Origin of the sequence: Mycobacterium persicum, from assembly GCF_002086675.1 — a bacterium.
GTDB lineage: Bacteria > Actinomycetota > Actinomycetes > Mycobacteriales > Mycobacteriaceae > Mycobacterium > Mycobacterium persicum.
On record NZ_MVIF01000028.1, the window covers coordinates 28,219 to 54,270 of the forward strand.

Genomic DNA, 26,052 nt, shown 5'->3' on the forward strand with positions numbered 1-26,052 from the left:
AACTCTGATTGGTTAGCGAAGTGGTGCATGACGATCTCTTCTGTTGCGCCTTGAATACATCCGATGCTGGTGCGGTTGCCCGGGCAGGTATAGGGACCAAAGTCATCCAGCCGGCGGCAATCGTCCCTTCAGCAGTCAGCGGCCCGGGTTCAGGCCGCGATGCTCACCTGAATGGACAGGCATTCGCCGATGGCATAGGCCGTCGGCCAGTCGCCGGTACGCACCGCGCACGCCAGGTCGTCGACCAACGACGTTTGGACGCCCAATTCCGACAGCCAGCCGGCCACCGTGGCCGTGATCTCGTTCGCGGTTACCCGGGCAGTACGTCCGTCGTGCAGGCGGTCGGTCACCTGATAGATCGTCGTGACCTTGTGATGCCGCCAGATCGCTGCGTTCATCATGGTCTCCCGGTTCTCCCGAGTTGGTCAGCTCGTCACCATCGATCTGACCACCGGCGCCTCCCCGGTCCTAGAGGCCAAGAGCACCGTTGCCGGTGTGCTTTGGTCGGTGTCCGGACCCGCCGAAGTCCCCGGCGGAAGGGACTTTCGGCCCAGGCCGTCGCCGGACCGGGCGAGTAGCGTTCTTCGATGTTGAGATGTTGGGGATGTCGGGAATGTTGGCCATGTCGTGTAACCGAGAAATGAGCGAGATGACTGCTCTAGCAACCGATTACCGCGCAGCTACGCCGGCCGCGTTGGTGGGCGGGCCGCGGTGAGACCGGTCCGGGCGCAGGATCTGGCAGCGGTGGAGGTGTTCGCCGACATCGCGACAGAGCAGCTCACAGCGTTGGCTGAGCACCTGAAGCCGTTGCATGCGGGGGCGGGCAAGGTTTTGATGCGCCAGGGTGACCGGGCGGAGTCGTTTGCCATCATCACCGACGGCCGGGTGGAGGTCAGCCACGTCGACCGGGACGGCCAGATATCGGTGACCGAGCTGTCGGCGGGGCTGATCGTCGGCGAAATCGCGTTGTTGCGGCACACGATGAGGACGGCGACGGTGATCGCCAAAGACGACGTGAACGGCTATCTGGGATACAACGACGCCTTCGAGGCCATGCTGGCCATCCCGGCGGTCGCCGAGCGAATGGTCCGCACCGCGCGACAACGGTTGGCGGCCTACATCGCCCCGATCCCGGTGTCCGTCGAAGACCATCCCGATCTGCTGTTGCGCCCGGTCCTGCCCGGCGATGCCGAACGGTTCCAGAGCAGCGGGACGTTCTCCCGAGAAACCCTGTATCGGCGCTTCATGTCGTCATACCAGCTCAACGATGCGCGGCTGGCCTACCTGTTCGAGGTCGACTATGTCGATCATTTCGTCTGGATCATGACCAATGGCGCCGACGGGCCGGTGGTCGCGGTCGGCCGGTTCGTTCGGGACCAGGACGACCCCGGCCTGGCCGAGGTCGCGCTCACCGTCGGCGACGCGTATCAGCGCCGGGGGCTCGGGACGATGCTGCTGACCGCCCTGGCGATCGCGGCACGCACCGACGGGATCGACCGCTTCTGTGCCCAGGTGCTAGCCGACAACGAAGCCGTTCATGCGTTGGTGCGCAAGCTGCATCCCTGTTGGGAGCGGGAGGATCCCGGTGTGGTCACCACGACGGTGCAGATCCCAGCCCTGCGGGACCTGCCCCTCGATGAGGTCCTGCGCAAGCAGATCCTGAATGTGGCCTACCAGGTGATCCACGCATTCGACTAAGGCGGGAATAACGCCCCTGCCATCTAGGGCCTTTGCGCCCTACCCGACGGCGCGGTGGCTGCGCAGCATGGACCTGTCCGGCTTCGGTATCGGAAGGAGTTGGTCGATGAAAACACTCATCGTGTGCGTGTCGACGTCGCACGGCAACACCCGCCGCGTCGCCGACCGGATGGCTGAGGTGTTGCGCGCGAAGGTCGTCGAACCCGAGCAGGTCGATCCGCACACACTCGGCGACTACGATCTCGTCGGCTTCGGATCAGGCATCTACTTCATGGCGGTGCACCCGAGGTTACGGAGCCTTTTGCGTCGCCTGCCCCAGGTCGACGGCGTTGCGGCGTTCACCTTCTTCACCAGCGGCGCCCGCGAGATCCCGCTGACGAGTTATCACAAGCCGATGGGAAAACAGCTTGCTGCCAAGGGTTTTGAGGTGATCGGATTGTTCTCCTGCCGGGGGCTGGACACCGTGGGTCCGTTCGGGTACATCGGCGGGATCAACAAGGGCCGGCCAGACCACCACGACCTGGATCGGGCCGCGGCCTTCGCGGAACGGATTCGCGAACGGGTCGCGGGGTCCAGAGCGGCGTCCTGACAGATGGCTGGCGAGGAGCGCGACGTCCTGGCGCTGGTGCGCGGCCTGGTCACCGAGGTCCGCCCGCATGCCTTGCCGCCCTCGGTGACCCTCGACAGCACTTTCGACGACCTCGGTATCGGCAGCCTGGAACTGGCCGAACTGCTGTTGCGGGTCCAGGGCAAGTACGGGGTGGCGCTGCCGTCGGACCTGCTGGCCCACGCGGAGACACCGCGTGACCTGGTGGTGGCGGTCGCTCACGGCCGTCCCGACCTGGCCCCGGAGCGCGGCGCCATGGTGTCTCTGCCCACCACAGAACCGGGAGGGCTGGCGCCCGAAGCTGCGTCGACCCTCAACGATGTCCTCGACTGGCACGTCGGCGCGACCCCGCAGCGTATGCACATCCGGCTGCTCGACGATTCCGGCGCCGGCACTGACCTGACGTATGCGACGCTGCACCGGGAGGCGGCCGCCGTCGCGGCCGGGTTGATCGCACACGACGTCATGCCGGGCGAGACGGTCGCTATCATGTTGCCCACCTGCCGGGCCTACTTCACCACGTTCGCCGGGGTGGTGCTCGCCGGCGCGGTGCCCGTTCCCGTCTACCCGCCGGCGCGGCCGTCCCAGTTGGCCGATCATCTGCGCCGCACCACCGGCATCCTCACCAACGCCGGGACCACGCTGCTGGTCACCGTCCCGGAGGCGGTGACCCTCGGGCACCTGTTGCGCTCCAACGTCGAAAGCCTGCGTCATGTCGTCGTACCCGAAACCCTCACGGGCGCAGGCGAAGACCCAGGGCCGGGCCGGCCCGCACTGCCAAGGCCGAGAACCGACGATCTCGCCCTGGTGCAGTACACCTCGGGCAGCACCGGCCAGCCCAAAGGAGTCGCGCTCGCGCACCGCAACCTGCTTGCCAACATCCGGGCCATGGGCCAGGCCGCCGGGGCGTCGGGGACGGACACGTTCGTCAGCTGGCTGCCGCTCTACCACGACATGGGTTTGATCGGCGCGTGGTTGGGGTGCATGTATTTCGGTGTCCCGCTGGTGGTCATGAGTCCCCAGGCGTTCCTCATCCGTCCGTCCCGATGGCTGTGGGCCATCCACACAAACCGGGCGACCATGTCGGCCGGCCCCAACTTTGCCTACGAGCTGTGCCTGGCCAAGGTCCGCGACGACGAGATCGAGGGACTCGACCTGAGCTCGTGGCGCTTGGCCTACAACGGCGCCGAGCCGGTGAGCCCCACGACGATCGAGCGGTTCGCCGACCGCTTCGCCGCGTACGGCTTCCGGCGAGACGCGATGACCCCGGTGTACGGCCTGGCCGAATCCTCGGTGGGCCTGGCCTTCCCGCCGCTGGGCCGCGGTCCGCTGATCGACCGGATCCGCCGCGACGAGTTCGTGCGTTCCGGACGGGCCGAGCCGGCCGGGCCCGACGAGCGTGACGCCCTGCGCTTCGTGGCCTGCGGCCAGCCGCTGCCCGGCCACGAAATCCGCATCGTCGACACCGCCGGCACCGAACTGGGCGATCGCCGCGAAGGACGCATCGAGTTCCGTGGTCCGTCGGCGACCGCCGGATATTTCAACAACCCGACGCCCACCCGTTCGCTGTTCCACGGCGACTGGCTCGATACCGGCGACCTGGGCTACATGGCTGACGCCGACCTCTACGTCACCGGCCGGGTCAAGGATCTGATCATCCGGGCCGGCCGTAACCTGCATCCGGCCGAGCTGGAAGAGGCCGTCGGCAACCTCACCGGGGTCCGTAAGGGTTGTGTGGCGGTGTTCGCCTCCGCCGATCGGTCGGGAGGCGCCGAACGACTGGTCGTGGTGGCCGAGACCCGGCTGACCGAGGACGCCGCCCGCGCCGCGCTGCGCTCTGAAATAGCTTCCACCACAGTTGATTTGCTAGGCGTACCGCCGGACGACGTGGTGCTGGCGCCGCCGCGCGCGGTGTTGAAGACCTCGAGCGGCAAGATCCGGCGGGCCGCCAGCCGGCAACTCTACGAGGCGGGAAGAATCGGCGCCCGGCCACATGCGGTGTGGTGGGAGTTGGTGCGGCTGCGGCTGCGCGGCGCGGCCCCGTCGATGCGCCGCACCGGCCGCGCGGCGTACGCCGTCGCGTTCGCCGCCTACACCTGGGCGGTGTACCTGGTCCTGGGGCTGGTGTTGGTGGTTTTGCTGATGCTGTTGCCGCGGGAGCGATGGCGCTGGTGGGCGGTCCGGCGATCGATCCGGCTGCTGGCCCGCCTTACCGGAACGGCCATCACCGTGCACGGCCGCGATCACCTGCCGGCCCAGACCTGCATCGCGGTGGCCAACCATCCGAGCTGGATCGACGGAATCGTGCTCGCCTCGGTGCTGCCGCCGTCGTTCCACTTCGTCGTCGCCGAGCAGTTGCAGCAGGGGCTCTACGGATTTGCGCTGCGGCGGCTGGGCACGACGTTCGTCGAACGTCACCGGCGGGAGCAGGGTGTGGCCGACACCGACCAGCTCGTCGGGTGTGCCCGAGCGGGGCAGTCGCTGGTCATCTTCCCCGAAGGCCGGCTGGCCCGCGCCCCGGGTTTGCGGCCGTTCCACATCGGCGCATTCGTCGTCGCGGCCGAGGCCGGGGTGCCGGCCCTTCCGATCGCCATCCGGGGGACCCGGTCGGTCATGAGACCAGGCCACCACTTCCCGCGCCGCGGCGCGGTCGACGTCGTCATCGGAACACCGATCCGGCCGGCGGGCCCGGACTGGGTTGCGGCCATTGACGTGCAACGCAAGGCCCGCGAGGCGGTGCTGCGGATGTCGGGTGAGCCGGACGTCGAATGACCCGGTTGTCAGGGGGATCACCGTGCCGGAGAAGACAATCCGAAGCAAAACCCGCAATGCGGGTCGATGGTGCTGCGGTTCAGCTCACCGTGTTTTGCTGGCCGCCTGGCCGCCTGGCCGCCTGGCCGCCTGGCCGCCTGGCCGCCTGGCCGGCGCTTCGCACCACGCTTGCCGACGCTGATGAAGTTACGATTGTCGAGTCACCGGCACGAGTGACTAAAGTCCTTTCCTGGTATGAGGATTTGTCCCATCCGGTGACCTTCGGCGGGACGTAAGACCCTAACGCACCACATCGTGGGCTGTTAGCTTTGCCGCCATGGCAACATCGGCCGGTGATGACGTCCGGGATCGCCCGGGTCCGCGGCAGCTGAACCCACCCGGCATCGGCGGGTTGGGCAACGTGGTCAAACCGTTCCTGCACACCGGCCGGTACTTCGCCCAGTCATGGCGCGACTATCTCGACCACACTCCCGACGAGCTGCCGATCGCCCGACCCACCATTGCGTTGGCGGCCCAGGCATTTCGTGACGAGATCGTCCTGATGGGCCTGAAGGCGCGCCGCCCGGTCAGCGCTGGGCACGTGTTCGAGCGAATCCGAGACGAAGTGGCCGCCGGCGTGGAGTTCTACGGAAACCGGGGATGGCTGGCGTGGCCCCGAGGATTCTTTGGTGATCCGCCGTCGCTTCCAGACGTCACGGTCCGCAAGGTCAAGAACCGGCGCCGCACCTTTTATCGCCTGCACTTCGACAGCGGCTATGCGCCGCACGCGGGCGAACCGGGCGCCGAACGATGGCTGGGATACACCGCGAACAACCGCGAATACGCATTGTTGCTGCGCCATCCCGAACCGCGCCCCTGGCTGGTATGTGTACACGGGACCGAAATGGGGCGCGCCCCACTGGATCTGGCGCTGTTTCGGTCCTGGAAACTGCACGACGAGCTCGGCCTGAACATCGTCATGCCGGTCCTTCCGATGCACGGCCCGCGGGCGCGCGGCCTGCCGAAGGGCGCGGTGTTTCCCGGCGAGGACGTGCTCGACAACGTCCACGCGACGGCTCAGGGCGTGTGGGACATCCGGAGGCTGCTGTCCTGGATACGGTTGCAGGAGCCGGAATCACTGATCGGGCTGAACGGTCTATCGCTGGGCGGCTACATTGCGTCGTTGGTTGCCAGCCTCGAAGAGGACCTCACCTGCGCGATTCTCGGAGTACCGGTTGCTGATCTGGTCGAGTTGCTCGGCCATCACTCCGGTCTGCGCCATGACGACCCGCGCCGCGACACGGTGAAGATGGCCGAACCCATCGGCCGAATGATTTCACCTCTTTCGCTTACCCCGCTGGTGCCCATGGCAGGCCGGTTCATCTACGCCGGTGTCGCCGACCAGCTTGTCCATCCGCGCGAGCAGGTTACCCGGCTGTGGGAGCACTGGGGTAAGCCCGAAATCGTTTGGTACCCAGGTGGTCACACGGGATTCTTCCGGTCCCGGCCGGTGCAGCGGTTTGTCGAGGAGGCGCTGCGGCAATCAGGGCTCCTGGACCGGCCGACGGCACAGCGCGACCGCCCGGCCTAGTTGCGGAGGACGAGATGAATCCACTGGATCCGCTGGACGCGGCGATGATGACCGCGGAAATGTTATCCAACCCAATGCATGTCGGCGCTGTGCTGATCCTGTCACCACCGCCGGGTGCGGGTCCCGAATACGTCGACGAGCTGTATCGAGTAACGCAGGCGGGAAACGATCCGATCGACCCGCGGCTGCGGCGATACCCGCATCAGGGTGTGGACACCGGCGGCATCTGGGTCTGGCGTGACGCCGACGCCGTTGACATTGGGCAGCACTGTCAGCGGCGCACGACCTCCGGTGACGGTTCCGGATTCTGGCGGCTGATCGCCGAACTGGATGCCGAGCGCCTAGATCGGTCCCGCCCGATGTGGATGTCGTATCTGATCGATGGCCTCGAGGATGGCCGATTTGCCTTCTATATCAAGGTGCATCACACCGTCATCGACGGTGTGGCCGGGTTCAAGATGATCGCCGATGCGCTGAGCACCGATGCGGACCGGCGGTCGATGCCGCCCTTCTACGCAGAGCACCACCGGGAGCGCGCCACGGCGGCGACGTCGACTGGTCTGCTACCTCGTCTGGTGTCGCCGTTGCGGTCGCTGGTCGGGACGGCCGCGTCCGGGGTCGGGCTGGTGAATCATGTTGTCACCGGCGAGATATCGACGATACTCGACAGCTTGATCGGGCATACGACGGTGTTGCCGTTCGGAGCTCCCTATACGCGATTCAACGGTCGTCTCGGGCCCGAGCGAGCCGTTGCGGCGGGCAGCTGGCCGAAGACCCGCATTCAGGCGGTGCGACATGCCGCCCGGGTGACCGGCAACGACGTGGTGACCGCCATGGTGGCCGGTGCGCTACGCCGCTGGTTGCTCGACCGCGGCGAGTTGCCCAAGCAGTCGCTGGTGGCCGCCTGCCCGATCACGGTGCGTGGTCACGAGCACGCCGGGGCAGATGACGAGCACGGCAACATGTTCGGTCTTTGGTTGTGCCGCTTGGGTACCGACATCGATGACCCGGTGGCGCGGTTGGAACTCATCCACCGGTCGATGTCGGAAGGAAAACAGTGGGTGGGCAAGCGCGGAGCGGCGGCATCGTTGCTGACCGTCGCGGGAAGCATTGCCGCCACGGTAGTTTTTCCGCTGCTGCCGTTTTCGCCGAAGATCCGCACCGGATACAACGTCCCGATTTCACACGTTCCGGGTCCCCGTGCCGAAAGATATTGGAACGGCGCGCATGTCGACGAGATATATCCGGTGTCCACCGTCTACGACGGTCAGGCGCTCAACGTGACGACGTGCTCCTATGCCGACCACATCGGGTTCGGTTACGTCGCGGGCCTCGAAATCGTGCCCGATATCGAGACGTTGATCCCACTGACCGAGCAGTGTCTGACCGAACTGGAAACCGCTCTAGGTGTCGAGATCTGATCAGGCGGCGCGCGGCAGAACCTTAGCTGGGCGTCGATGGGGTCGCTGGCTCAGCCCAAATGGGTTTGGGAAAGCGCTTAGCGTGACCGACGAGAGTGAGGCCCGCGACCAGCGGGCGCTCAGGGCAATCACCCTCGATGCGCAGCAACGATACGCCGACGCCGAGTCTTCTGAACCCGACTTACGGGAATTGCCAGACCTATCGTGGCAAGCATCGGGCAAACTTGGTCGCTGGTAGCCGCTGCCGGGTGGGTACTCCTCCTGACGGGTGTGTTCGAAGCCCTGAGGGATGGCCAGCATCGCTCGAATTCGGTGACCTCGTCGGCCGGTTCCCCGCCGAGTCTCGCCCAGCCGACAACTCGAATGTCATCTCGAACGACAAAGGGGTAGTGGGCCCCTCTGTCTGAGACACCACACCCCCTGACCGAATTGTGTCATGGCGCTTCGTGTTTGCCACGCTCCTCGGCTGATCCAGGCGCGGCATCCGATGGTGCGCCGGACATGGAATGAGCCGGTTCCGGGGAGCTGGATTCAGGAGCCGGCGTTGCCGCGGGGGCCGTTGTGGGTACCGCCGCGATACGGTGGATGCCCTTACGGTCGTAGATCCAGGTCAGCACGGCGCCGAACACCACACCGATCACCAGCCCGATCGCCGTCAGCGTCAGCGAGCGGCCCAGGCCGGCGTCAAGGCGGCCATCGAAGTACAGCAGCGCCCGGGTGCCGATGAAAACCTGACGCATCGGCTCGAAATTGGCCAGCCAGCTGAAGATCTTCGGCTCCGCCTCGAGCGGAATCGTGGCGCCGGTGGACGGCAGGCCCAGGAAGTTGAAGATGAACAGGGCGGTCAGAATGCCGAGCGTGCCCAATGCCGTGATGAGGCTGGTGGAGGCGACCCCCACGGTCAACATGATGAAGACACCGAAAAGCCACAGCGCCCACGGGTGGGGCACCGGCATCCCGAATGCCTTTGCCACCCACAGGTAGACCGCCGAGGAGAACAACGACACCACCGCCACCAACATCCACTTGAGCAGTAGCGTGCGGAACCAGGACACCCGGACCCGATCCGCCAACCGGTACATCGGTCCGAATTCGGCCGGCGAATAGCCGAGCATCGCCTCGACCAGCATGCTCACCACCAGGGCGCCGGTGACGCCGCCGATCAGCAACATCAGGGTGTAGAAGTAACTGGACAGTCCGATCCCGGTGCCGTCAGGCAATTCATTGCGCTGTTCGACCCGAACGTCGAGGGGATTGGCGAGCACCCATGCGGCACTGGCGCTCAGCTGGTCGCCACCGCCCGCAGCCGCCGCATCCGTGAGTTTCTTGCCGGCCTTGGTGTTGTAGTCGACCATCGCCTTTCTCAGCACACTTTCGGCGATGCCCGCGCCCATCGCGCTGGCCCGGGGGTTGGTTTCGATGGTGATGACCGGCTTGGTCAGCTCGCCCGGCTTCGACACGGTTTGCAACAACCCCAGCAGCTTGTCGGAGAAGTCCGGCGGTATCACCAGCGCGCCGTAGATCTTGCCGGTGTCGAACTGATGGTTCGCCTGCTCGGGGGTCAGCAGCCGGATGTCGAACTTATGCCCTTCCTCGAGTTTGGCTTTGAGTGCGTCGGTGATCTTTGCGCCCGCCTTGGCGCTTCCCGTGTCCTCGTTGACGATCGCGATCGGGAAGTTGTGGAAGTTTTTCTTCGGGTTCAAGCTGCTGCCGAAGAACAGCCACGACAGTCCCGCTAATACGGCGAGCGTGACGACGATCGGGGCCAACCAGAACCGTACGGTGCGCAACGGGTGCGGCAGCGGATACGGCGTGGTTTGACGCAAGAGTTGCTGATCGGACATGAGGGGCTCCTTCCTCGGCTAAGCGGGACCCGCATACGGGCTAGATATCGGACGCGAAATCACGTGCGGCAGTTTCCGGAACTCAGGTGGCCAACCGGGAAGGCCGCCGGTTTTGCTTCGCGCGGGTCTGTTTGCGTGCCAGGGCGCGGGCCAGCAGCCGGGCGACGCCGAGTTCGATGCCGCGGGCGAGTTCGTCGACGTCGGGCGTGGCGTCGTAATCGGCGGTAATGCCGAACACCAGGGTGTCGACATAGGTGAGCATGCCGATGACCGTGCGCAGGTGCATCGCGATCGGCGGTACCGGCAGCAGCTCTTCCACCGGGCGGCCCAGGACCTGCAGCCGCTGGCGGGGGCCCGGCACATTGGTCGCCAGCGTGACCACGCTGCGCTGCGGCAGCCGCGCCAGTAGCCGAACCGTCCACGCGCTCAACACGAACGGCACGACGTTGGCCAGCGCGACAAAGGCGCTCGCCGCCTGGCGCTCGCCGCTGCCTTTCAGCCTGTCCAAGCGGGTGTGCACCGACCGTAACCGCTTCACCGGGTCTTCCTGCTCCACCGGTAACGACGGCAGCATCGCCGACACGCGAATATCGGTGCGGTCCATGGCATCCGGCGTGCGCACCGATACCGGGATCAGCGTACGTAGCGAGTTGCGCCGCGGCTTCTCACCGCGACGCAGCAGGACCGCCCGATAGCTATCGGTGATGGCGGCCAGTGCCACGTCGTTGAGTGTGACGCCGAAGACCTCGCACACCGTTTCGACATCTTTGAGCGACACTCGCGCCGCGCTGTAACGGCGCATGTTCGTCACCGAGCCGCGCAGCGACGAGTTTGCGGCGGGAGCGAGTAGGCCGGCAACGAATTCGGCAGCGCCTTTGGCGGTGTGCGCGGCCGCGCCGGTGGTGGCCACCGATGCGCGCCACAGTCCGCCGGCCCAGCTCAGTGGGTTGAGGCTGAGCCCGGCCGGGTTGCCGATCGACGTCGGCGGTTCTTTGGCGGCGCGGATGTCGGTCGCGAACGTCGCGGCCGGACCCGTATCGGCGATGTTGGCCAACATCCGCATGGCGGCAATCCCGTCGGCGATGCAATGGTGGATCTTGATCAGCGCCGCCCACCGCCGTTCCGGCAGGCCTTCGATGATCCAGCACTCCCACAAGGGGTGGTCGCGATCGAGCCGGCGCTCCATGAGATCGGCGATGGTCCGGAACAAGGCGGCATCGTCACCGGGCCGCGGCAATGCCGCCCACCGCACATGGTGGGTGATGTCGAAGTTGGCGTCGTCGACCCATTCCGGCGCCGCGAGTTCCAACGGATGCTTGTGTACCAACTGCGTCAACCGGGGGATGGTTCGCATCCGCTCCGACAGTGTCTCGACGAGTTCGTCTCGCCCGGGGCTGGGTCCGTCGATGACGGCCAGCGCGCCGATGGCCAGGCTTACGTGCCTGTCGGCGTCCTCTGCCTCCAGGAAACTGGCCTCCATGGTCGTCAGCTGTTCCACCGCCAGCCACCTCCGATCCCCATCGATCGGCATCACTATCCGCGGGACGGCACCGAGGGCAATAGTGCCGTTAGTCCCCAAGGACTAGTGCCGGACTTCCCAACCTGGTCGAATCATCGCCACTCGCTCCGGCGAACGGCGCGTTCAGTGGATCGGGACCGGTGACTCGTCCGCCACGTCGGACAACTCACGAGGCGCGATGCCCACGTACCTCATGATGCGATCCAGAACGATGTTGGACAGATCGCCGTCGTCGGCAACCCGGCCGAGGCCGCGCCGTCGCAGGAAAGTGTCCAGGCGCCGATCGGGCGACCAGCCGGCGTAGATGGTGTCGACGTAGCGTGAGCGCAAGAATTCCCAGGCGAGACCATCGACGTCGGAATCGGTCAATAATGGTGGTTCGCCACGCATAGCCGTCCTAATCCTTGCTGAGCCACGACCGCAGCCAAGTTACGTGGACCAAGTCATCATTTCGTCACACTCATGTTGCGGAATAGGGTCTAAAGTCACCTGTCCGGTATGTCGGCTTGTGCGCCAAGGACCATAGACCCTGGTGAACGACCCCTGGCGGGCCGCAGACTGGCGCTATGGCCAAGACGATGAAACGGATTGCCGGGGTGGGGGCCTCGCTGGCAGTGTTGTACGCCGCGCGCCGGTACTACCGCAACTGGGGTACCACCAAGCAGGAAGCCCGGATGCTGCTGCCCGGCGACAGCTTGGTCAGCGACCCGGCCACCCAAACGACCGAAGCGCTCAACATCGACGCCCCGGCCGCTGCCGTGTGGCCGTGGTTGGTGCAAATGGGTCAGGACCGCGGTGGCTTCTACGGTGGTGAAGGGCTGAAAAATCTAGCCGGGCTTGGCCACAACGACGCCGATCGAGTTCACCCGGAATGGCAACAGCTCGGGGTGGGCGATGTGGTGCGGCTGGCTCCCGAAGGCTGGATGGGCCTGCCCGACGGGGTGACTTTGCGTGTCGCCGAAATCGTGCCCGACAAATACCTCGTGCTCAATGCGACCCGACCGGACCTGCGCTGGAATGCGGTGTGGTCTTTTCACCTGCAGCCGCATTGGGAGGATCGCGTGCGGCTCCTCACCCGCGCCCGGATTGCGCTGCGCCGCCCCGGCGAAGTGTTCGCCCTGGAACTGGCCAGGCCGTTGATCTCGCTGGGCACCCGAGGACTGCTGCTCGGTGTCAAGCACCGGGTTGAGCGGCTGCCGCTGCCGCAACCCACCGCGCCCGGTTGCTGAGATTCGCTGCGGATACCCGGTGTGACAGCGCGATGTTGCGGGTCCGAGCACAGTGCCCGGGCCCGCAACGCTTGGCTAATTGGTCGCAACCTGGATGTGCTTTGCGGGCTTGGCGGGCTCCGAAACCCGAACGGAGACGGTCAGGATGCCCTCGTCGTAAGTGGCCTTGATGTCGTCCTCGTCGGCACCCTCCGGTAGTGAGACCGTGCGAACGAACGAGCCGTAGGAGAACTCCGACCGAGCCCGAAGTCCCCACTCGACGCGTCGACCGAGCTTCTCGCGTCGCCACGCGGGGCCATTGATCCGCGACCAGAAGGTCAAACGACCCTAGTGTCCGCCGCAGCGTCGGCTTACGTTCGGTAGTAGGCGAATCGAACTCGAGGAGAGGATGCGATGACCACCGCCCGCGACATCATCAACGCCGGCGTGACATGCATCGGTGAGCACGAGACGTTGACTGCCGCTGCCCAACACATGCGTGAGCGCGACGTCGGCGCGCTGCCAATCTGCGGAGACGCCGACCGGCTCCATGGAATCCTCACCGATCGTGACATCGTGATCAAAGGCATTGCGACGGGGCTCGATCCGAACACCTCTACCGCTGGTCAGCTGGTGCACGATCACATTCACCACGTCGGCGTCAACCCAACCATCCCGGCGACGCTCAACGTCATGGAAGAGCATCAGGTCCGCCGTCTTCCGGTCGTAGAAGAGCACCGCCTGGTGGGCATCGTCACCGCAGCGGACATCGCCCGGCACCTGCCCGAGCACTCCATCGCCCAGTTCGTCAAGGCGATCTGCGCGCCGATGGCCATCACCAGCTAGCGACGTCGGCGGCCCGGGCCTGGTCCGCCAGTTTCGGAGGTTATCGACGTGCACGACGAGATCCCACTGGGACGGATCGCCGGGTTTTCGGTGAAGGTCCACTGGAGCGTGCTGGTCATCCTGTGGTTGTTCACCTGGAGCTTGGCCACCACATTGCCCGGTACGGTCAAAGGTTATGCGCCCGTGGCATATTGGCTCGCCGGCGCGGGTGGAGCAGCGGTTCTGCTGGCGTCGCTGCTGGCCCATGAACTCGCGCACGCCATCGTCGCTCGCCGTTGCGGGGTACCCGTCGAGAACGTGACCCTGTGGCTGTTCGGCGGAGTGACCACGCTGGGCGGTGAAGCCAAGACACCCAGGGCCGCGTTCCGGATCGCGTTCGCCGGCCCGGCCACCAGCCTGGCGCTGTCCGCGACATTCGGCACCCTGGCCGTCGCGCTCACCGTCATACGGACCCCGTCGATCGCGATCAGCGTCGCCTGGTGGCTGGCGGGGGTCAATCTGCTGCTGGGTCTGTTCAATCTGTTGCCGGGCGCGCCGCTGGACGGCGGCCGGCTGGTCCGGGCCTATCTCTGGCGCCGTCACGGTGACATCGTGCGCGCCGGAATCGGGGCGGCGCGCGCCGGACGCGTCGTCGCGCTCGTCTTGATCGCGTTGGGCCTGGCCGAGTTTGTGGCCGGCGGCCTGGTCGGCGGCGTCTGGTTGGCCTTCATCGGCTGGTTCATCTTCGCCGCCGCTCGGGAGGAGGAAACCCGGATTTCGACCCGGCAGCTGTTCGCCGGCGTCACGGTCGCGGACGCGATGACCCCCCGGCCGCATACCGCGCCCGGGTGGATCACCGTCGAGGAATTCATCCAGCGTTATGTGCTCGGCGACCGCCACTCGGCCTACCCGGTTGCCGAGCAGGACGGATCGATCATGGGTTTGGTCACGCTACGGCAGTTGCGGGAGCTGCCACCCGCCCGCCGCGGCACCACCAGCGTGCGCGACATCGCCGTGCCACTGCAGGAGGTGCCGACCGCGGCACCCCGGGAGCCGCTGAGCGCGCTGCTCGAGCAGATGGCGCCGGCCGGCCCCCGTAGCCGCGCCCTGGTCGTCGACGCCGGCGCGGTGGTCGGCATCGTCACGGCCAGCGACATCGCGCGGCTTGTCGACGTCTACCGGCTCGCCCAGCCCCAGCCGGCCAGCCAGTGGGACCAGAAGTGACGAGAAGTAGTGCCGCGCAGGGTTATTCGACAGGGTGCCGGGATAAAGACAGAGGAGAACGGACATGAAACCGGTCGTTGTCGGGGTCGACGGTTCGCCGGCGGCGATCACGGCCGCCTTATGGGGTGCCGACGAGGCCCTCAGCGCAGCCGTGCCGCTACGCCTGATCTCGGTCATCAAGACCACGCATCCCTCCCCGGAAGACTACGAAGGTGACCTGCGGCATGCCGAAACGTCTTTGCTGACAGCGCAAGTCGCGGTGGCGGCCACTGGCAAGCAGGTCAAGGTCGAGACCGACACCCCTCGCGGCCCGGCCGCGGCGGTTCTCGTCGAGGCCTCCCGCGATGCCGAACTGGTCTGTGTCGGATCCACCGGGATGCGGCGCTACGCTCGCTCGATTCTGGGTTCGACGGCAACCGAGCTCGCCGAAAAAGCGCACTGCCCGGTCGCGGTGATCCGATCGGATGCGGATCAGCCGCCGCCGGATATCAACTGGATTGTGGTGCGCATGACCGACGCGCCTGACAACGACGCCGTCGTCGAGCAGGCGGCCCGGGAAGCGCTGCTGCGGCAAGCACCCATACTCGCGCTGGGCGGGCGGCCGGAGGAACTCACCGAAACCCCGGACGGCGACTTCGAACGCCGGGTGCACGATTGGCACCAGCGCCATCCCGACGTGCGGGTCTACCCGGTCACCACCCAAGCGGGCATCGCGCGCTTCCTGGCCGAGCACCGCGAGCGGGTACTGCTCGCCGTGATCGGAGCGGCCGAGGCCGGTCAGCTGGCGCGGCTGGTTGGCCCGTCGGGACATCCCGTTTTCCGGCACCCGGAATGCTCGGTGCTGGTGGTCCGCGACTGAGCCCGCGGGCCGATCTGGCTTGGCCGCACACGCCGGGCGCTGCGGGACAGGGGAATTACGGGCCTGGGCGGGCCCGATAACCCATGTGTTGCCGGCGGCGGGTGACGAGGTATCGGCGGCTGTCGCGCAACTCGTTGGCGCATATGGCCAGGAATACCAGGCCGTCGTCGCGCAGGCCGCCGCGTTTCACAACCAATTCGTCCAGGCGCTGGCCGGTGCGAGCAGCGTTTACGCGCAAGCGGACGCCGCCAACGCGGCCCTGCTGTTTCGGCCGTCGAACGCGCTAACGCAATCAGCGCCGATCCCGAGTCAACGCCGCCTACATCCAGCCCAGCTTCTCGGGGGCCATCGACCAACCCTTGTACACACCCGAGCAATTCTGGCCGTGGGACAAACTCACCTTCGGCCAATCAGTCGCCGAGGGTGTGACGCTGCTGAACAACGCGATCAATACGACATTGAGCAACCCGGAAAATAGCGCCTCGTTTTCGGTTACTCGCAGAGCTCCACGGTGGCCACCAATGAAACAAGCGCTCTGATGGCGATGGGTTCGCCCGATCAAGACCGGCTGTCCTTCATGCTGATGGCTAACCCCAATAACCCCAACCGCGGGATCCTGGCGCGTCTGCCGGGCTTCTACATCCCCATTCTGGATGTGCCTTTCAACGGTGCGACACCACCGAATTCACCTTACCCGACAACCATTTACACGGCCCAATACGACGGCATCGGGAATGCTCCGCAGTACCCACTCAATGCCATGTCGACCCTCAACGGCTTCATGGGCCCGTTTTACATCCACGGCCAATATCCTGACTTCACGTCCCCACAGGTTGCTAACGCAGTTCGCTTGCCGACGTCTCCGGGCTATACCGGCAACACCGAGTACTACATGATCCTGACTCAGATCTGCCGCTGCTGCAGCCGATTCGTGACATTCCCTTTATCGGTCCTCCGATCGCCGACATATTCCAGCCCAATGTGCGGGTGCTCGTCGATTTGGGCTATTCGTCCTACGGGCCCGGGCTCAGCTATGCGGATATTCCGACTCCTGCCGCGTTTGTTATCGGTACCCAACCCCTTCACCGTCATTCCCTATCTGGCGTCAGGGGCCGTGCAAGGACCCCAAGCCCGTCGGTGGATATTGGTTTGTTGCCACAGTCCTATACGCCGAACGCCTACCGGTATCTTCCGTCCATCAACCCGGGAGTGAATTTCTTCCTGGGTCAGCCGACGGTGACAGTGCTATCTGTGCTGGGTGGTGCGGTCGGGGACGTGCTGGAGCTGATTCCGCCGGCGTGAATTGACCAACCGACTTAATCGGGCGATTCGCGTGCCACGATCACCGGTACCTGTGCCAGCTGCGCGACCGCTTCCCCGACGGAGCCCACCGACATGCCGGCGAACCCGCCGCGGCCCCGGCTGCCGACGACCACCAGCTGGGCTTGTCCGGACTTGTCGACGAGCTGGCGCGCCGGCTGATCCTGCACGACGATCCGGGTTACCGCCACATCCGGATACTGTTCCTGCCAACCCGCCAAGCGCTCGGCCAGCACCTGTTCGGCCATCGATTGTGTTGCCGGCCAATCGATTCCGGGCCACTCCGAGATGTCGATATCGCTCCATGCATGCAGGCCCACCAACCCGACGCGCCGGCGTGTGGCCTCGTCGAATGCGAACGCGGTAGCCAGTTCGGAGGCCGACGAGCCGTCGATGCCCACCAGTACCGGCGCTTGACCGCGGTGCGCCGCCGACGGGTCGTCGTCGTGGACGATCACGACCGGACAGTGCGCGTAGCGCAACACGGCGGAGCTGACCGAGCCCAGCAGCCGGCCGGGCCATCGTCGGCCGCCCAGGCAACCCGTGACCACCATTTCCGCGTCTTTGGACAGGTCGACCAACGCGGGAACGGCAGCCGACCCCAGGATTTCGGTGTGTACGCCGGCGGGACCTCCACCCTGAGTCGCTTCGTCGACGACTTTGAGCGCCTCGTCGACCAGTCGGCGTCCACGATCCTGTTGCCATTGCGCCAGACCCGCCGGCATGGGCATCTTCAGCCGGGTCGACACTTCGGGGGACACTGCGTGCACCAATGTGAGTGGAATATTTCGTAGCTCGGCATCGCGGGCCGCCCACTGCACCGCCAGCCGGGCGGATGGTGACTCGTCGATGCCGACGACAATTCCCAGAGGTGCGTTGCGCGATGACATGACCCGACGCTATCGGCGGCCTCCCGGCCGGGTCAGAGCCGTTTGTCACCAGCGTGCGGGCATAAGTCCCGGACCTTCAGCGATCAGATGCTCGATGTGGCGGGTTTAGAGGCGATGATCGCCACGGCGGCCAACCGCTCCCGATGCTTGCGGAATGTGTTGCGCATCACCAGCACTCGCTTACGCGCGGCCGGTTGGGTGAGGACGTTCTTGGCAAAGCGCAGCGCACCGAACAGGCCTTCGTCGGCGATCAGCCGGCGCGGCTGCAACAGTGCCATCGGGGCGGTCGCGACGTGCTCGACAACCAGGCCGTGTCCGGCCAGCAGCTGGGACCATTCGGCAATGGTGAGCGGACGCGCGTTGACCTTGATCGCCCGTGCCAGCGACTGCCTGACCTCGGTGCTGACGTCGTCGGGCACGTCGTCGGGCGTCAGGGCCAGCTCGTGGATGGCGTAGCGGCCCCGCGGGCGCAGCACCCGCGCCGCTTCGGCGACGATCGCATGCTTGGCGGCATCCCCCTGCATGGTCAACATCGCCTCGCCGATCACCACATCGACGCTGGCGTCGGGCAATCCGGTATCGGAGGCGTCGGTGACCCGCACGTCGCCCGGGTTTCCGTGATCGTGTAGCACCCCGCGAACTAGGTTGGCGGCATCGGGGTCGCCTTCGGCGCCGACGTACGACCGCGGGTGCCGGACCAGTATTTCGGCGGCGGTCCGGCCCAGGCCCGGAGCCAGCTCGAGCACGTCGGCGTCACTGACGTTGGCGCGGGCCAGCAGGGTGCGGGTCAGCTCCACGCCACCAGGCCGTAGCACTCGTTTGCCCAGCCGGGCCAGCAGCCAGTGCCCCTGCAGATGATCCTCGTCGCGATTCGACTGGGGCAGTGGCCGCTCGCAGCCTTCTGGTTCGTCCGCCATCAGCTGCCTTGGGGCGCAGCGGGTTCCAAGGCCAGCGCCTGGCGCCGCTGATGCACGGTGAGATATCGCAAGCCCTCTGGGCCGGCAGTGAACTGCCGGCGCGAGCGTCGTGGCAGCCAGAGCAGTGCGCCCGGATGCAGGTTGATGGTGCCCTCCTCGGTGTTCAGCCGGCCGCTGCCAGACACTACATGGACCAAGACGTCGAGATCGGGTCCAGTATGCATGCCGATTCCGCCGTCGGGCGGCAGCGCGACGAAGTTGGAGTCCAGATCACGCTCCCGGATCTCCAACTTCCATGCTGCTCCGGTCACGTCGGCGTGGTCGGCGTAATCGTTGGTGTCGGCCAGGATCCGAGGCAGTGGCGTGGTGGTCAGCTTGCTGATCCGGATGCGCCACACCTCGGGACCTTTTTCGAGGTATTCCCAGCCGTAGCTGCCGGGGTGTTCGGTGTCGAACTCGGCGCGCAGATGCTTGGGGTCGTGGTTGTTGACCAGAACGAACGAACCGCCGGTGGGCAGTGCGGCGTAGCTGGCGAAAATCCTCGGATGCTTGTCTGGTTTACGTAGTTGTCTCACGTCAAGTTCGTTGTCGGCCATAGGTTTCCCATCATCCATAGTTTTTACAAATACATTTGTGTAAACTCTAGCGCATGACGTACGTGATCGGAAAGCCATGCATCGACGTGATGGACCGCGCCTGCGTGGAGGAGTGCCCGGTCGATTGCATCTACGAGGGCGGCCGCGCGCTCTATATCCACCCGGACGAATGTGTGGACTGCGGCGCCTGTGAACCGGTATGCCCGGTGGAGGCCATTTATTACGAGGACGACCTGCCGGCCGAGCTGCAACCCTACCGGGCCGACAATGCGGCGTTCTTCACCGAAACCCTGCCGGGTCGGGACGAACCGCTGGGTTCGCCGGGCGGGGCTGCCAAGATTGGGCCCCTAGGGGTTGATACTCCCCTGGTGGCCGCCGAGCCCAGAGTCGACGATTCCGGAGGTGAGTAATATCGCCAGATCAGTCCAGGAGCCGACCGGACGCCGTCGCGCGGTGCTGCGGATATTGCGGGCATCGCGCGTCCCGCTGAGCATCGTCGCCATTGCCGACGCGCTGGAAGTACATCCCAACACCGTGCGATTCCACCTCGACGCCCTGGTCGCCGACGGCCAGGTGCAGCGCGTCGAGTCCGGCCCGCGCGGTCCGGGACGGCCGCCGCAGATGTTCTCCGCGGTCCAGCAGATGGATCGCGGCGGCACCCGGCATTATCGGCTGCTCGCCGAGATCCTCTCCAACGGGCTTGCCGCCGAGCCTGATTCACGTACCAAGGCGCTCGCGGCCGGACGCGCCTGGGGGCAGCGGCTGCAGGCGCCGCCGGCGGGCAGCAGCGCCGAGAAGTCGATCGACCACCTGGTCGGGGTGCTCGATCAGCTGGGGTTCGCTCCCGAGCGCCGGATTTCCGACGGGAAACAACAGCTGGGCCTGCGCCACTGCCCATTTCTGGAACTCGCCGAAACCCGATCCGGCGTCGTCTGCCCGATCCACCTCGGGCTGATGCAGGGAGCTCTGGAAACATGGGCGGCACCGGTCAGTGTCGAGCGGCTGGACGCGTTCGCCGAACCGGACCTGTGTCTGGCCCACCTCTCGCTGAAAGGAGCCGCCAGGTGAGCAGCGGACCGGCGATCGAGGTTGCCATTACCTTCGTGTGGCTCGGCATGGTGCTGGCCATCTCGTTCCTGGAAGCCCCGCTGAAGTTCCGGGCGCCCAATGTGACGCTGCAGATCGGCCTCGGTATCGGCCGTCTGGTCTTTCGTGCCCTCAACACCGTCGAGGTCGGATTCGCGCTGGTCCTGCTGGCACTGGTGGTGGCCGGGCCGACGCCGGTGGGCATCAGCGTCGCCCTCGGGGTCGCGCTGGCCGCGCTGGCCCTGCAACTGATCGCCGTGCGTCCCCGCCTGACCCGCCGCTCCGACCGGGTGCTGGCCGGCCAGGAGGGGCCTCGCTCCCGGGCCCACTACGTCTACGTCGGTTTTGAGGTGGTCAAGGTGGTCGCCCTGGTGGTGGCGGGGATACTGCTACTGAACGGCTGAAAGGACTCATCGATGGAATCCATTTCGCTGACCGAGCTGGCCGCCGAAAAGCTGGCCGAGGCGAAACAGTCCCACAGTGGACGGGCTGCGCACACCATCCACGGCGGGCACACCCACGAACTGCGGCAGACCGTGCTGGCCCTGCTTGCCGACCATGACCTGTCCGAACACGACAGCCCCGGCGAGGCGACGCTGCAGGTGCTGCAGGGACACGTGCGCCTCACCACCGCCGACGACGCCTGGGACGGCAAGAGCGGCGATTACGTCGCGATTCCGCGCACCCGGCACGCCCTGCATGCGGTGCAGGATTCGGTGGTCATGCTGACCGTGCTGAAAGACCAGCCCGGCGCCCACTAAGCGTGCTCTTTACGCCCTGGTCCCGGGGCTTCGGCCTGCGGGTGCCCATCGTCAACGCGCCCATGGGCGGGGTGGCCGGCGGTCGTTTGGCCGCCGCGGTCACCGCTGCCGGCGGTCTGGGCATGATCGGCATGGGTAGCACAGCGACCAGGGCGTCGCTGGCCGAACAGCTGCGGCAGGGGACCGGCAGGTTCGGGATCGGGCTGGTCGACTGGGTGATGCGTGCCGAGGTTGGCCTTCTGGATGACGCGCTGGCCGCGCGGCCGGCGCTGTTGTCGGTCAGCTTCGGTACCGACTGGTCCTGGGTGGGCAAGGCGCACGACGTCGGAATCGTCACGGCCACACAGGTTTACGACGCTGCTGGAGCACGTCGCGCGGTTGACGCCGGGGTTGACATCGTGGTCGCGCGCGGGGCCGAGGGGGGCGGCCACGGCGAGGTACGGCTGGGCACGCTGCCGTTGCTGGACGCCGTTCTGGAAGCCGTGTCGGTGCCGGTGCTGGCCGGCGGCGGCATTGCCTCGGCCCGGAGCCTGGCCGCGGTGCTGGCCGCCGGTGCCAGCGGGGCCTGGGTGGGCACCCGGCTGGCGGCGTGCCCCGAGGCGCTGACCGGTGAGGGCAGCCGTCGGGCCCTGATCGCGGCACGCGAAACCGACACCCGGGTCAGCCGGGTCTTCGACGTTGCCGCCGGCCTGCCCTGGCCGGAGCGGTACCCCTCGCGGGTGTTGGCCAACGACTTCGTCGCGCAGTGGACGGGCCGGGAGGATGAGCTGGCCGCTGACCCGGATGCCCGGGCGCGGTTAGCCGCCGCGGTCGCTGCCGAAGACCCGCGGGTGGCGCCCGTCGATGCGGGGCAGGGCGTCGGGATGATCGGTGACGGCGCGTCGGTGGCCGAGGTTATCGGACCGATGTGCTTGGCGGCGGAGAGTTTGCTCGTTCGCTGGGGCTCATAGGTTCGACCGGCGCTTGAGCACGACGCAACACCTTTGCGGCCCGGGATCCAGCCGGGCGTCGGGGCCGTACGGCGCCAGGGCGTCGGACACCCCGGTGATCAGCGCGTGGTTCATGGTGCAGGCCAGCTCCGTCTGCTCCTGGGCCAGCGCATGGAACGGGCAGTTCGCCAGCTCGACTTCGCCATCGGTGCGGCGGGGCTCGTAGCCGTGCCGGCGCAGCACCCGCAACGCCACCTCGAGCGCCGCCGCGGCGTCCGCGGGCTTGGCGACGCCGTCGCCGATCGTCTGGCCGTAGTCGTGGGCGACCTGGTTGAGCACCTCGGCGGCGGATTCGCCGGTGGCGGCCGACCGGGCGATGGCCGCGGCCATCAGCCGTCCCGCGAGCTCGTACTCCCGCTGTGGAAGGCTGACCGCGATATCGCGCGGAGCCCTGCGGTACAGCTTGGCGGTCCGTCCCGCACCCGGGCCGGAGCGGCCCGTCACACGTGCGTAGTCGGTCTCCAGCAGGCCCTCGGCGGTGAGTCGGTCGAGGTGGAATTTGGCCTGGTGGTGGGCGATTCCCAGGGCGTCGGCCGCCTGGTCGCGGCTCACCGGTCCCGGTTGTGAGCACACGTACTCGTACAGCCGATGGCGCACCGGGTCGGCCAGTGCGCCGATCCCGGCGGCGTTGCGTTCGAGTGAGTCCGTCATCGGTCTGTTTCTAAGAGACAAAACACTTGACGGTACAGCTTACACGCTCTAACGTACAAAATACTGTCCTATAGAAATGGAGGGGTCATGAGTACCAGACAAGCCACCCAACCAGGAGCCGGCGCGCCCGCCCTGGCCGACCAGTTGAAGGACCCGGCGTATTCGGCGTACTTGCTGCTTCGAACCGTGTTCACGGTGGCGCCCATCGTGTTCGGGTTGGACAAGTTCTTCAACCTGCTGACCCACCCGCATCACTGGAGCATGTACCTGGCCGGTTGGATCGACAACCTGGTGCCCGGTACCCCCGACCAGTGCATGTACCTGGTGGGCGTGATCGAGATCGCCGCCGGTGTGCTGGTTGCGGTGGTGCCGCGCTTCGGTGCCTGGGTGGTGGCGGCCTGGCTGGCCGGGATCATCCTCGACCTGGTCACCGGTCCCGGGTTCTACGACGTAGCACTGCGGGACTTCGGTTTGCTGGCCGGCGCTGTCGCCCTGGCCCGGCTGGCCCAGGGTGTGCACCGGGGTAGCATCGGGCGCCGTTGACCGACCCGTCACACCCCGCGCAGGTAGCGTTTGGCGATGATGCGCTGGACCACCGAAACGACCGGCCCGCCGAGCTTGCTCCACCAGGTCCCGGGCCGGGAGAACGCCGACACCTCCGCGTATACCGCGGAGGTGTTCGCGTCGTAGCGCACGGCGAACCGTTCCTCACCGGACTCCGGGTGACCCGGCAGCGTGCCGTAGGCGAATCCGCGGGTGTCGGGTTCGTCGATGACGTACACGACGCGGCAGGGCGCGCGCAGCAGACCCATCATCTTGACCACCACGATCGCCGAAACCACCGCGACGTCGGAACTCGCCGCAACGCCCAGGCCGGCTCCGCGCTGCATGCCCCAGCGCATGACGGCATCGGCGGCCTGCTCGAAACGCGCACGGCCAGAACCGATCTGGGCCGACATGCTGAGGTGATCGTAGCCCGGCGGCAACTGCGCGGCCGCGGTCGCGCCCACTTCGGGATAGGTCAGCTGAAGGTCGGCGAGCGCATCCAGGTCCACACACCCAGCTTGCCACGACGGATTGCGGCGCCGGGTTGGCGGCGTACGGTCGGAATGGTGACCACACAAACCTCGAAACCTTTGGCAGCAGCATCCGGAACATTCACCCTCGGCGGTGACTTGACGGTCAACCGGCTCGGGTTCGGTGCGATGCGCCTGACCGGTGAGGGCGTGTGGGGGCCACCAGCCGACCGGGCCGAATGCGTCCGGGTGTTGCGGCGCGCCGTCGAACTGGGCGTGAATTTCATCGACACCGCCGATTCCTACGGCCCTTACGTGTCCGAGGAGATCATCCGCGAGGCGCTGCATCCCTACTCCGGCCTGGTGATCGCCACCAAGGCCGGGTTGCTGCGGACCGGGCCGGGGGTGTGGATTCCGTTGGGTAACCCGAGCTATCTGCGCCAGGAGTGTGAGATGAGCCTGCGGCGTCTGGGCGTCGACACCATTGACCTGTTCCAGCTGCATCGCATCGACCGCCACGTTCCCCTGGAAGATCAAGTCGGCGAACTGCTCGCGCTGAAGAACGAAGGCAAGATCCGTCATATCGGCCTGTCCGAGGTCGATGTGGACCAACTCAAGGCGGCCCGGCAGATCACCGAAATCGTGTCGGTGCAGAACATGTATAACCTGGCCTCGCGGGGCGCCGAACCACTCGTGGATTTCGCCACCCGGCACGGCGTCGGCTTCATTCCATGGTTTCCGCTGGCGTCGGGTCCGCTGGCCGCCGCTGATGGCCCGCTGCGGCAGATCGCGGCCGAGCATCATGCGACACCGTCGCAGCTGGCGCTGGCCTGGCTGCTGAAACGGTCACCGGTGATGTTGCCGATTCCGGGCACCTCGAGCGTGGCGCATCTGGAGGAGAACGTCGCCGCGGCCCAAACCCCGCTGAGCGACGACGAATTCGAGCTGCTGGCGGCCATCGGCGAGCAGAACGCCTGACTCGGGCTGTGCACCGTATTCCGCGGTAGGCGGGCGAAATCGAGACCGAAGTCGACCGCCGAATTCTGTTCAATCTGTTTGGAACGTTTAAGAAATCGAGTCGTCGTCAGGACTTTCGGCGTAGCATCCTCAGGCCAAATTGTGCCGATTCAGCGGAGGCTGGGATGTCGTATGTCATAGCAACACCGGAAACCGTTGCCGCGGCGGCAACGGAGCTGGGCGGTATCAGCGCGGCACTTCGAACGGCCAACGTGGCCGCGGCCGCCCCGACGACCGCGTTGCTGGCCGCGGGGGCCGATGAGGTGTCGGCGGCCATCGCGGCGTTGTTCTCAGGGCACGCTGAGGCTTATCAGGCCGCTAGTGCCGAGGCGGTCGCGTTTCATACCCGGTTGGTGCAGGCCTTGAGTGCCGCAGCTGGTGCGTATGCCAACGCAGAGGCTGCCAACGCATCTCCGTTGCAGAGCCTGCAGCAGGGTGTTCTGGGCGCCGTCAACACGCCGACCCAAGCGCTGCTGGGCCGGCCGCTCATCGGTGACGGCGCCAATGGCGGGCCTGGTCAGGCAGGCGGCCCGGGAGGCTTGTTGTACGGCAACGGCGGCAATGGCGGGAACGGTCTGCCGGGACAGGCCGGCGGCAACGGCGGCAGCGCGGGGCTGATCGGCAACGGTGGCGCCGGCGGAAAGGGTGGGGCCGGAGCGGGTGGCGGCAACGGCGGCATGGGCGGGTGGTTGGTCGGGAACGGCGGCGCTGGCGGGATGGGCGGCGCCGCGGCGCCAAACATCAACGGCGGCACCCCCGGCCAGGGCGGCATGGGCGGCCATGCCACCCTATTCGGCGACGGCGGCGCCGGCGGGCAGGGCGGCACCGGCCTCACCGGGGCTAACGGCCTCAATCCGGCTGTCAACGGCATAGCCGGGCAAGGCACCGACGGCACCCCGGACTTCCTGTTCAACGCCAGCGGTGATGTGACCGGTGGTAGCGGTCAATCGGGCGCGGATGGCGCGTTTGCGGCCGTCGGTGGCACGGGCGGGAGTGGCGGACTCGCGTTCGTCTTTGGCGGCACCGGAAACGCCATCGGCGGCAACGGTGGCACCGGGGGTGTCGGTGGAATCGGCGGCGCCGGCGGCTTGGGGGGGAACGCCATCACCACCTCCGGTGCCGCGGTGGGGGGAGACGGCGGCAACGGGACCATTGGCATTGCCGCCGGCGGCGCCGGTGGCGCCGGCGGCGAAGGCGGATTGGGTAGAAGCTTTGCGGACGGAGCCGGCAGCGGCGGTAGGGGTGGCTTGGCCGGTGGCGGG

General features: G+C 66.7%; 26 protein-coding genes and 2 pseudogenes. 18 read left to right on the forward strand and 10 right to left on the reverse strand.

The annotated features are described in order from the left end of the window. Nucleotides 1–149: 149 nt before the first annotated feature. The gene (locus BST40_RS11590) at nucleotides 150–398 is read right to left on the reverse strand and encodes a hypothetical protein (protein ID WP_240316627.1); all 249 of its coding nucleotides are present in this window, start codon (nucleotides 396–398) and stop codon (nucleotides 150–152) included. Nucleotides 399–711: 313 nt separating this feature from the next. Here BST40_RS11590 and BST40_RS11595 point away from each other — a divergent pair, with 313 nt between their 5' ends. The 5 genes from BST40_RS11595 to BST40_RS11615 all read left to right on the forward strand — a co-directional run bounded on the left by BST40_RS11595 (nucleotide 712) and on the right by BST40_RS11615 (nucleotide 8,068). Next, nucleotides 712–1,698, forward strand: a complete 987-nt coding sequence (locus BST40_RS11595) for a GNAT family N-acetyltransferase (protein ID WP_075547583.1) — start codon at nucleotides 712–714, stop codon at nucleotides 1,696–1,698. 106 nt (nucleotides 1,699–1,804) lie between these two features. Next, nucleotides 1,805–2,287 carry a flavodoxin family protein gene (locus BST40_RS11600; protein WP_075547604.1) on the forward strand — a complete coding sequence of 161 codons (483 nt, stop codon included), beginning with the start codon at nucleotides 1,805–1,807 and terminating at the stop codon, nucleotides 2,285–2,287. A gap of 3 nt (nucleotides 2,288–2,290) precedes the next feature. Next, complete coding sequence (locus tag BST40_RS11605; protein ID WP_083154309.1) at nucleotides 2,291–5,077, forward strand: AMP-binding protein; 2,787 nt, start codon at nucleotides 2,291–2,293, stop codon at nucleotides 5,075–5,077. 316 nt (nucleotides 5,078–5,393) lie between these two features. Beyond that, nucleotides 5,394–6,647 (forward strand): alpha/beta hydrolase family protein, encoded by a 1,254-nt coding sequence (locus BST40_RS11610; RefSeq protein ID WP_083154310.1) that lies wholly within the window; start codon nucleotides 5,394–5,396, stop codon nucleotides 6,645–6,647. Between the two features lie 14 nt (nucleotides 6,648–6,661). After that, nucleotides 6,662–8,068, forward strand: a complete 1,407-nt coding sequence (locus BST40_RS11615; RefSeq protein WP_075547580.1) for a wax ester/triacylglycerol synthase family O-acyltransferase — start codon at nucleotides 6,662–6,664, stop codon at nucleotides 8,066–8,068. A 434-nt stretch (nucleotides 8,069–8,502) separates the two neighbouring features. Here BST40_RS11615 and BST40_RS11620 read toward each other — a convergent pair whose 3' ends face one another. The 3 genes from BST40_RS11620 to BST40_RS11630 form a co-directional block, all read right to left on the reverse strand. Continuing rightward, complete coding sequence (locus tag BST40_RS11620; protein ID WP_373420108.1) at nucleotides 8,503–9,894, reverse strand: YhgE/Pip domain-containing protein; 1,392 nt, start codon at nucleotides 9,892–9,894, stop codon at nucleotides 8,503–8,505. 100 nt (nucleotides 9,895–9,994) lie between these two features. After that, entirely contained in the window at nucleotides 9,995–11,410 is a 1,416-nt protein-coding gene (locus tag BST40_RS11625) for a WS/DGAT/MGAT family O-acyltransferase (protein ID WP_176357807.1), read from the reverse strand. A 144-nt stretch (nucleotides 11,411–11,554) separates the two neighbouring features. Then, complete coding sequence (locus BST40_RS11630; protein ID WP_075547577.1) at nucleotides 11,555–11,821, reverse strand: hypothetical protein; 267 nt, start codon at nucleotides 11,819–11,821, stop codon at nucleotides 11,555–11,557. A gap of 176 nt (nucleotides 11,822–11,997) precedes the next feature. Between BST40_RS11630 and BST40_RS11635 the strand changes: the two genes are divergently transcribed. Then, nucleotides 11,998–12,660 (forward strand): hypothetical protein, encoded by a 663-nt coding sequence (locus BST40_RS11635; protein ID WP_075547576.1) that lies wholly within the window; start codon nucleotides 11,998–12,000, stop codon nucleotides 12,658–12,660. A gap of 75 nt (nucleotides 12,661–12,735) precedes the next feature. On the opposite strand, the pseudogene BST40_RS11640 reads toward BST40_RS11635, so the two are convergent. Then, a pseudogene (locus BST40_RS11640) lies at nucleotides 12,736–12,900 on the reverse strand (Hsp20 family protein); the annotation flags it as partial. Between the two features lie 153 nt (nucleotides 12,901–13,053). On the opposite strand from BST40_RS11640, the gene BST40_RS11645 reads away from it, so the two are divergent. From BST40_RS11645 to BST40_RS32520, 4 genes and pseudogenes are all read left to right on the forward strand, one after another. Next, the gene (locus BST40_RS11645) at nucleotides 13,054–13,485 is read left to right on the forward strand and encodes a CBS domain-containing protein (protein ID WP_083154316.1); all 432 of its coding nucleotides are present in this window, start codon (nucleotides 13,054–13,056) and stop codon (nucleotides 13,483–13,485) included. Nucleotides 13,486–13,533: 48 nt separating this feature from the next. Then, nucleotides 13,534–14,688, forward strand: coding sequence for a site-2 protease family protein (locus BST40_RS11650; RefSeq protein ID WP_083154318.1), 1,155 nt, complete (start codon nucleotides 13,534–13,536; stop codon nucleotides 14,686–14,688). 64 nt (nucleotides 14,689–14,752) lie between these two features. Beyond that, nucleotides 14,753–15,547, forward strand: a complete 795-nt coding sequence (locus tag BST40_RS11655) for a universal stress protein (RefSeq protein ID WP_083154320.1) — start codon at nucleotides 14,753–14,755, stop codon at nucleotides 15,545–15,547. A gap of 19 nt (nucleotides 15,548–15,566) precedes the next feature. Then, a pseudogene (locus BST40_RS32520) lies at nucleotides 15,567–16,849 on the forward strand (PE family protein). A gap of 14 nt (nucleotides 16,850–16,863) precedes the next feature. Here the strand turns inward: BST40_RS32520 and BST40_RS11665 are convergent. The 3 genes from BST40_RS11665 to BST40_RS11675 form a co-directional block, all read right to left on the reverse strand. Beyond that, nucleotides 16,864–17,757 carry a universal stress protein gene (locus BST40_RS11665; protein WP_075547571.1) on the reverse strand — a complete coding sequence of 298 codons (894 nt, stop codon included), beginning with the start codon at nucleotides 17,755–17,757 and terminating at the stop codon, nucleotides 16,864–16,866. 83 nt (nucleotides 17,758–17,840) lie between these two features. Continuing rightward, nucleotides 17,841–18,674, reverse strand: a complete 834-nt coding sequence (locus BST40_RS11670; RefSeq protein ID WP_083154322.1) for a class I SAM-dependent methyltransferase — start codon at nucleotides 18,672–18,674, stop codon at nucleotides 17,841–17,843. Beyond that, on the reverse strand, nucleotides 18,674–19,270 hold the full coding sequence (locus tag BST40_RS11675; protein ID WP_083154324.1) for a DUF2249 domain-containing protein: 597 nt from the start codon (nucleotides 19,268–19,270) through the stop codon (nucleotides 18,674–18,676). Before BST40_RS11675 ends, BST40_RS11670 begins: the two co-directional genes overlap by 1 nt. Before the next feature lie 53 nt (nucleotides 19,271–19,323). On the opposite strand from BST40_RS11675, the gene fdxA reads away from it, so the two are divergent. Genes fdxA through BST40_RS11700 form a run of 5 tightly spaced genes read left to right on the forward strand, consistent with a single transcriptional unit; the run spans nucleotide 19,324 to nucleotide 22,067 of the window. After that, the gene (gene fdxA / locus BST40_RS11680) at nucleotides 19,324–19,680 is read left to right on the forward strand and encodes a ferredoxin (RefSeq protein WP_083154326.1); all 357 of its coding nucleotides are present in this window, start codon (nucleotides 19,324–19,326) and stop codon (nucleotides 19,678–19,680) included. Further along, nucleotides 19,673–20,338, forward strand: coding sequence for a helix-turn-helix transcriptional regulator (locus BST40_RS11685; RefSeq protein ID WP_083154328.1), 666 nt, complete (start codon nucleotides 19,673–19,675; stop codon nucleotides 20,336–20,338). The genes fdxA and BST40_RS11685 overlap by 8 nt, the downstream gene beginning before the upstream one ends. After that, a complete protein-coding gene (locus tag BST40_RS11690; protein WP_075547566.1) occupies nucleotides 20,335–20,760 on the forward strand; it encodes a hypothetical protein in 426 nt (141 codons plus the stop codon). Before BST40_RS11685 ends, BST40_RS11690 begins: the two co-directional genes overlap by 4 nt. A 12-nt stretch (nucleotides 20,761–20,772) precedes the next feature. Beyond that, nucleotides 20,773–21,117 (forward strand): cupin domain-containing protein, encoded by a 345-nt coding sequence (locus BST40_RS11695; RefSeq protein WP_075547565.1) that lies wholly within the window; start codon nucleotides 20,773–20,775, stop codon nucleotides 21,115–21,117. A gap of 2 nt (nucleotides 21,118–21,119) precedes the next feature. Continuing rightward, nucleotides 21,120–22,067, forward strand: coding sequence for an NAD(P)H-dependent flavin oxidoreductase (locus BST40_RS11700; protein ID WP_083154330.1), 948 nt, complete (start codon nucleotides 21,120–21,122; stop codon nucleotides 22,065–22,067). Here BST40_RS11700 and BST40_RS11705 read toward each other — a convergent pair. Continuing rightward, complete coding sequence (locus BST40_RS11705) at nucleotides 22,062–22,757, reverse strand: helix-turn-helix transcriptional regulator (protein WP_075547563.1); 696 nt, start codon at nucleotides 22,755–22,757, stop codon at nucleotides 22,062–22,064. The genes BST40_RS11700 and BST40_RS11705 overlap by 6 nt on opposite strands. Nucleotides 22,758–22,844: 87 nt before the next feature. On the opposite strand from BST40_RS11705, the gene BST40_RS11710 reads away from it, so the two are divergent. After that, nucleotides 22,845–23,300, forward strand: a complete 456-nt coding sequence (locus BST40_RS11710) for an Rv2617c family stress response/phage resistance protein (RefSeq protein ID WP_075547562.1) — start codon at nucleotides 22,845–22,847, stop codon at nucleotides 23,298–23,300. 8 nt (nucleotides 23,301–23,308) lie between these two features. On the opposite strand, the gene BST40_RS11715 is transcribed toward BST40_RS11710, so the two are convergent. Then, the gene (locus tag BST40_RS11715; protein ID WP_083154332.1) at nucleotides 23,309–23,812 is read right to left on the reverse strand and encodes a DUF1990 family protein; all 504 of its coding nucleotides are present in this window, start codon (nucleotides 23,810–23,812) and stop codon (nucleotides 23,309–23,311) included. 54 nt (nucleotides 23,813–23,866) lie between these two features. On the opposite strand from BST40_RS11715, the gene BST40_RS11720 reads away from it, so the two are divergent. Together BST40_RS11720 and BST40_RS11725 are read left to right on the forward strand one after the other, a co-directional pair. Next, nucleotides 23,867–24,751: an aldo/keto reductase gene (locus BST40_RS11720; protein WP_083154334.1), complete on the forward strand. Its 885-nt coding sequence runs from the start codon at nucleotides 23,867–23,869 to the stop codon at nucleotides 24,749–24,751. 164 nt (nucleotides 24,752–24,915) lie between these two features. After that, on the forward strand, nucleotides 24,916–26,052 hold a 1,137-nt coding region (locus BST40_RS11725), incomplete at its 3' end, for a PE family protein (protein ID WP_142276726.1).